This is a genomic window from Coleofasciculus sp. F4-SAH-05 (genome assembly GCF_040222985.1).
In the GTDB taxonomy this organism is placed as follows: Bacteria; Cyanobacteriota; Cyanobacteriia; order Cyanobacteriales; family Coleofasciculaceae; genus Coleofasciculus; species Coleofasciculus chthonoplastes.
In genome coordinates this window covers 1-6,087 of sequence record NZ_JAVKBY010000269.1, presented here as the reverse complement: position 1 = coordinate 6,087, position 6,087 = coordinate 1, and the positions used below count along the sequence as shown (strand labels likewise).

The following is a 6,087-nucleotide window of genomic DNA, read 5'->3' as shown; positions in this document are numbered from 1 at the left end:
AAAGCCATTTTTTAACCCAACAAGTGCAAGGTTTTTACACCCTTACGCTCTTGCATCCTTGGATTTTCACCTCCGCGAGCGCAGAATCTTCCCCCAACCGGGGGTTGAAACTGTTCCCTGTTCCCTGTTAAGCAGTTCCCTGTTCCCTCCCCTCACCACAAAACTTATTCAGCAGACCCTAATTAACTAATGTTAAGCTATGATTTAAGCATTACGTTCAACGCAACTATCCTACGGTTTAACGCCACTGTTAACAAGCCATTTTTAGATCGATTCTTAGAGCCAACGCTCTGTCAGTTCTTTAACCCCTTTCAAAGCTTATGATGCGGATTCCAGTCGCCACCTATAGAATTCAATTTAATCCTGAGTTTACCTTTGAGTTAGCAAAAGCCATTGTTTCCTACTTGGCAGAATTAGGAGTTTCTGACGTTTATGCATCCCCCATATTTAAAGCCAGATCCGGTAGCACCCATGGCTACGATGTGGTTGATCCCAATCAAATAAACCCAGAACTCGGCGGATTGGAGGAGTTTGAGTCTCTGGTTGAGGAGGCGCAACAGCACGGATTAGGATGGCTTCAGGATATTGTGCCGAACCACATGGCGTTTGATCGTCAAAATCCCATGCTGGTCGAAGTTTTAGAGAATGGTCCTAATTCTCAATATAAAGACTACTTTGATATTAATTGGGAACATCATTATGAGGGCATTCGGCAGCGAGTCTTAGCGCCATTTTTAGGTAAATTTTGTGGAGATTGCTTAGAAAGTGGTGAACTCAAACTCCAGTATAACCAAGACGGTTTTACGATTAATTACTATGACCTACAGTTTCCCATTCGCATCGAATCCTACTCCAATGTCTTAACCTACGATTTGGCACGCATCCGCCGGAAATTAGGCAGAAATCATCCTGATTTTGTCAAGTTTCTGGGCGCTCTCTATGCATTAAAATACATTCCCTCTGGCGAAGAAGGAACGGAACGCTATGACCAGATTGGCTTTATCAAGAGTATGTTATGGGAACTCTGGAATGATAGTGTCGAGATCAGGGAGTTCATTAACGAAAATATTCAAATCTTTAACGGAGAACCCGGACAACCCGAAAGCTTTGACTTATTAGAGAAATTATTGGCTGAGCAGTTTTTCCGCCTTGCGTACTGGAAGGTGGGGAATGAAGAACTGAATTATCGGCGATTTTTCACAGTCAATGACCTGATTTCCGTTCGCATCGAGGATGAGCGGGTGTTTAATCACAATCATGCGTTGATATTGAAGCTGATTGAGGAAAATAAATTTAGCGGCATTAGAATCGATCATATCGATGGACTGTACGATCCGGCTCAATATTTGAATCGCTTGCGAGATCATGCCTCTGATGCGTATATCGTGGTTGAGAAAATCTTGGAAGAGCATGAAGATTTGCCGCTAACGTGGCCCGTACAAGGGACGAGTGGGTATGATTTCTTAAACAAAGTTAATGGTATTTTCTGTCATCACCAGACTCAGCCTAAGTTTGACAGCGTTTACTATCGCTTTATCGGGAATTCCATATCCTATCAAGTCATAATAGAAGACAAAAAGCGATTGATTATCGCCAAGCATTTGACTGGAGATATCGATAATTTAGCCAATTTACTCCAACGAATTTCTGGTCGGTACAGATACGCTAGTGACTTTACTATATATGCGCTGAAAGCCGCTTTAGTCGAAATCATGGCGCTGTTTCCCGTATACCGAACCTACATTAATCCAGAAGGGTTGAGCAAAGCGGATCGAGATTGTATTGAGTACGTCATTAGCAAAGCCAAAGAAAATACGCCAATTTTCTTTAACGAACTGACGTTTATTGAGAAGTTTTTATTACTGGAAGTTGATGAGTCACTCAATCCCGAAGAAGCCGAACAATGGCGTTATTTTGTCATGCGGCTGCAACAGTTTACCGGACCGCTGACAGCCAAGGGGGTGGAAGATACGACGTTCTATATTTATAACCGTCTCATCTCTCTTAATGAAGTGGGTGGTAATCCGGGTGAGTTTGGCGTTTCCTTAGACGACTTTCATGACTTTAACCAACACCGCATCGCTTATTGGCCCCATACAATCAATACAACAGCAACCCACGATACAAAACGGGGTGAAGATGTAAGAGCCAGAATTAATGTCCTTTCCGAAATTCCCGGCGAGTGGGATAGTATGTTGAGAAAATGGCAGGAAATAAATGCGGTTCACAAGGATTGTATTGATGGGTTAGATATTCCTGATCCCAACGACGAATATTTTCTTTACCAAACCTTGCTGGGAACCTTCCCCTTTGATGATGCAGAGTTCCCTAGCTATGTGCAGCGGATCAAAGACTATGTTATCAAGGCAATCCGAGAGGCAAAAGTTCATACCGCTTGGTTGAGACCGGATACCCACTATGAAGAAGGGTTTATTCGGTTTGCTGAACGCTTACTCAAAGATCCCCATGACAATCCCTTTTTAGAAGCGTTTCTACCATTTCAACGTAAAATCCAACATTACGGAATTTTTAATAGTCTCTCCCAAGCCTTGTTGAAACTGACATCTCCGGGGGTTCCTGATTTTTACCAAGGAACGGAACTGTGGGATTTAAGTTTAGTTGATCCCGATAATCGTCGTCCGGTGGATTTTGAACGGCGGCTGGCGTTAGTCCAAGAATTGAAGCAGCGCTTTGAAATGGATAGCCTGGGTTTAGTTCAGGAACTGTGTCAGACTCTAGAAGATAGTCGAATTAAGTTATTTGTCATTTATCAAGCCTTAAAAGTACGGCGCGAGTATTTAGAGGTATTCCAGCGAGGGGATTACCTCAAACTGACTGTTATTGGCAGCTTGAAGGATCATGTTGTTACCTTTGCCCGAACTTGGGATCATACAACGGTGATTGTCATTGTCCCTCGGCTGTTGACAAGTTTAGTGAAGCCAGGAGAATATCCCATGGGTGAACAAGTTTGGCAAGAAACCCGGATTTCTTTACCCTCTAGTTCGTCGTCTGTGTGGCAGGATGTGATGACGGGACGGGAAATTCAGGGGGACGATACCCTGTGGATTCGAGATGTTCTCAGTGATTTTCCAGTGGCGTTATTGGTGAATCAGAATCAGCAGGAATGATGAATAGATAAACATCGTAGGGGCGACCCGCCGCACATAATTTACACCACCAAACCATTAATAGACTCGGGTCGCCCTCCACGGGGTATGGGGAATTATCTAACCCGCGTACCGACGAGAAAAGGGCGAGTCGAGACAGGTTAATTCTTACGCCATCTATTGATGCAGCGACTCGCCCCTACAAATCCAATTAACCCCCCGTACCGACGAGAAAAGGGCGAGTCGAGACAGTTGAATTCTCACGCCATCTATTGATGCAGCGATTCGCCCCTACAAATCCAATTAACCCCCCGTACCGACGAGAAAAGGGCGAGTCGAGACAGGTTAATTCTCACGCCATCTATTGATGCAGCGACTCGCCCCTACAAATCCAATTATCAATTACCAATCAACCATTAACCATTAACCATCAACCATTAACCATCAACCATCAACCATTAACCATTAACAAATAACAAAATGATTCACTGATTAAACACCATGGCTGGATCAAGGCGCGTCACTTTCTGAATCGCGAAAATCGCCGAACCGACGCACATTACCACCGTTATCGCCAAAACCGCGATCGCAGATACGGGGGTGATCAGAATCACAATTCCCTGAGTCGCTGATGTCCACAGGGCTACACCGTAGCAGAGAAACATGGCGGGGAGATAACCGAGAACTGACATCCACAGCGCCTGTTCAATAATTACACTGTAAATACGCCAATCTGACGCGCCAATGGCTTTAAGTGTGCCAAACTCGGTAATATGGTCAGAGACCGATGAATAAAGGATTTGACCGACAATAATCACACCAACCACGACACCAACCACCGCCCCCAAACCCAGAATAAAGCCAATTCCGGTTCGCTGTTGCCAAAAGTTTTGATTCAGTTTAATAAACTCCTCGCGAGTATAGGTACTCACATTCGGTAACGCCTTCTCTAATCGTTCTTTTAATTGTGACAAATCCTGATCCGGTTGTGCCGCAATTAAAACATATTGAATCAAGTCAGAAGCGACTAATGGATTAGGTGGCGGTGGGGGTTGATTCCGCAGTTCGGCTTCCGAAATTCTCGAATAGGTATTGGTACAAATTAAATCCTCAGCACCTGACGGCAATTTACAGGATAGTTCCGACTTTTGACCCGATGTTAAGAACGCATTGGCACTGGTTAGGGAGGTAAACATGAAGGAATTGGACACAATCGATGCATTCCCTTGCGTGAACCCTACCACTTGGGCGGGTAAGGAATTGACGCGGGCAATATCCCCAATCTGTTGTACATTCAGGGAATCTTGGTTGGTTGCATCGACGATAATTTTATAGGATTCAGATAAGTTACTAACCTCACCTTGCACTAGATTGATGGGTTGAAATAGTTGCCCATTGGGGTCAAATCCTACTACTCTGACGCGGGTAATTTCCCCTTGAGGTGGATTCCACAACGCGCCACTAAAAATAAGGGCTTCCGCTTTGGCTACCCCTTCCACCTGACGGGCAGAAATAACATGGGATAAGGGAATGGGTAGTGTTAGTTCAAGTTGCACCAACTTATCCGATGCCACCCAAATATCTGCGTTAGAATTATAAATTAACTGAGCCGTGGATTGGGTAAATCCATTAAAAATACCCGTTTGTAAGGTAACTAAACTCACCGCAAACATAATCCCAGCTTGGGCGACTAAAAAGCGGGGAATGTCTTCGAGTAAGTTTTTCCGGGCGAGAGAAACCATTGGTAAGTAGGTGGGGACAATTAAAGTTAACGGTGGGGATCGTCATTTGTCATTGGTCATTGGTCATTTGTAAGGATTTGAGGATTATTGACAGAACTTAATATAGGTGGGTTTATTGACACCGACCTACTTATTTGTCATTTTGTCATTCGTCGTTCTCATCGGGCCACAACAAGCGAATTGCCATTAATGCGAAACCCACCGCCGCGATCGCTTTAAGCATTCGCACGGGTAATAGTTGCGCCATACCTCCCCCAGCTAATACGCCGATAAACGTGGCTAACAGCAATGCAGCTACCGTCCCCAAGAATACAGCACGAGGCGACTTGAGGCTACCGCCAAGCGCGATCGCAGCTAGTTGGCTTTTGTCACCAATTTCGGCTAAAAATACGGTAATGAAACTTAATCCTAGTAATTGCCAATCCATAATATTCAAAACTCTTTGATTCAGTCGGGGTGGGTTTAGTCACCTCTGGGTGAAAACACAATAATACACACTCCAAATTGTTTCATCCGAGTTGTACCACATCCCATAGCAGCATAACGGAAATGAAGAGTAATAATGTTCCGGCGGCGGTTTCTAGGGTTTTGGGCGGTAAACGCTTGGCTAACCAGGTTCCCAGTAAGACACCGATTAAGCTGGTGGTGATCAGTGCGATCGCAGCACCTGTAAACACAATCCACGGGGATTGAGATTCTGCACTAATCAGCAAGGTAGCTAGTTGGGTTTTATCGCCAATCTCAGCTAGAAAAATCGTCAGGAAGGTGGAACTAAAGATACCCCATATCCCCCGTTGGCGCTTGACGATGGGACGCAAACTGGTGGGAGTGGGGGAAATTGGCAACTCAGGGGGATCAGAGACATCTTTGGGGGCTGGATTCATTGAAGAAAAAGGTGCTGTCAGGACAAAACCGACGATGGGCAAGGAAGATAGTTTCACAGGGATTGCTCAGTTCACGTCAATCTTTTTTCATATTCTATTCATCTTTGCAGAACTTTACAAGTTTGACTATGATCCGGGCTGAAGCCAGTATGAGAGTCGGTCAGTATCCAGGATTTCTGACAAAAACGCGATCGCTACTGATGGAAGCCCTGCGTTTTGACACTCCCACGGCTTAAAGCGCGTGGGATTCTACATTCATCGTCAGAACTTGCTCTACCAGGCTTGCGCCAAGTAGCGTAGAGGCTCCAACTCCTGTAGCGTTACTTCGGGATTGCCCATCCCTAGATTTTGCCT

Annotated in this window: 4 protein-coding genes; 1 reads left to right on the top strand and 3 read right to left on the bottom strand. The window is 44.9% G+C overall.

The features are described from left to right. The first annotated feature begins 323 nt into the window (after window positions 1-323). The gene (treY, locus tag RIG27_RS33170) at window positions 324-3,128 is read left to right on the top strand and encodes a malto-oligosyltrehalose synthase (RefSeq protein ID WP_446351297.1); all 2,805 of its coding nucleotides are present in this window, start codon (window positions 324-326) and stop codon (window positions 3,126-3,128) included. A 464-nt stretch (window positions 3,129-3,592) separates the two neighbouring features. On the opposite strand, the gene RIG27_RS33165 is transcribed toward treY, so the two are convergent. The 3 genes from RIG27_RS33165 to RIG27_RS33155 form a co-directional block, all read right to left on the bottom strand. Then, on the bottom strand, window positions 3,593-4,849 hold the full coding sequence (locus tag RIG27_RS33165; RefSeq protein WP_446351296.1) for an FtsX-like permease family protein: 1,257 nt from the start codon (window positions 4,847-4,849) through the stop codon (window positions 3,593-3,595). A gap of 145 nt (window positions 4,850-4,994) precedes the next feature. Next, window positions 4,995-5,276, bottom strand: coding sequence for a TMEM165/GDT1 family protein (locus RIG27_RS33160; protein WP_446347356.1), 282 nt, complete (start codon window positions 5,274-5,276; stop codon window positions 4,995-4,997). An 82-nt stretch (window positions 5,277-5,358) separates the two neighbouring features. Further along, on the bottom strand, window positions 5,359-5,790 hold the full coding sequence (locus RIG27_RS33155) for a TMEM165/GDT1 family protein (RefSeq protein ID WP_446347358.1): 432 nt from the start codon (window positions 5,788-5,790) through the stop codon (window positions 5,359-5,361). Between the last annotated feature and the right edge of the window lie 297 nt (window positions 5,791-6,087).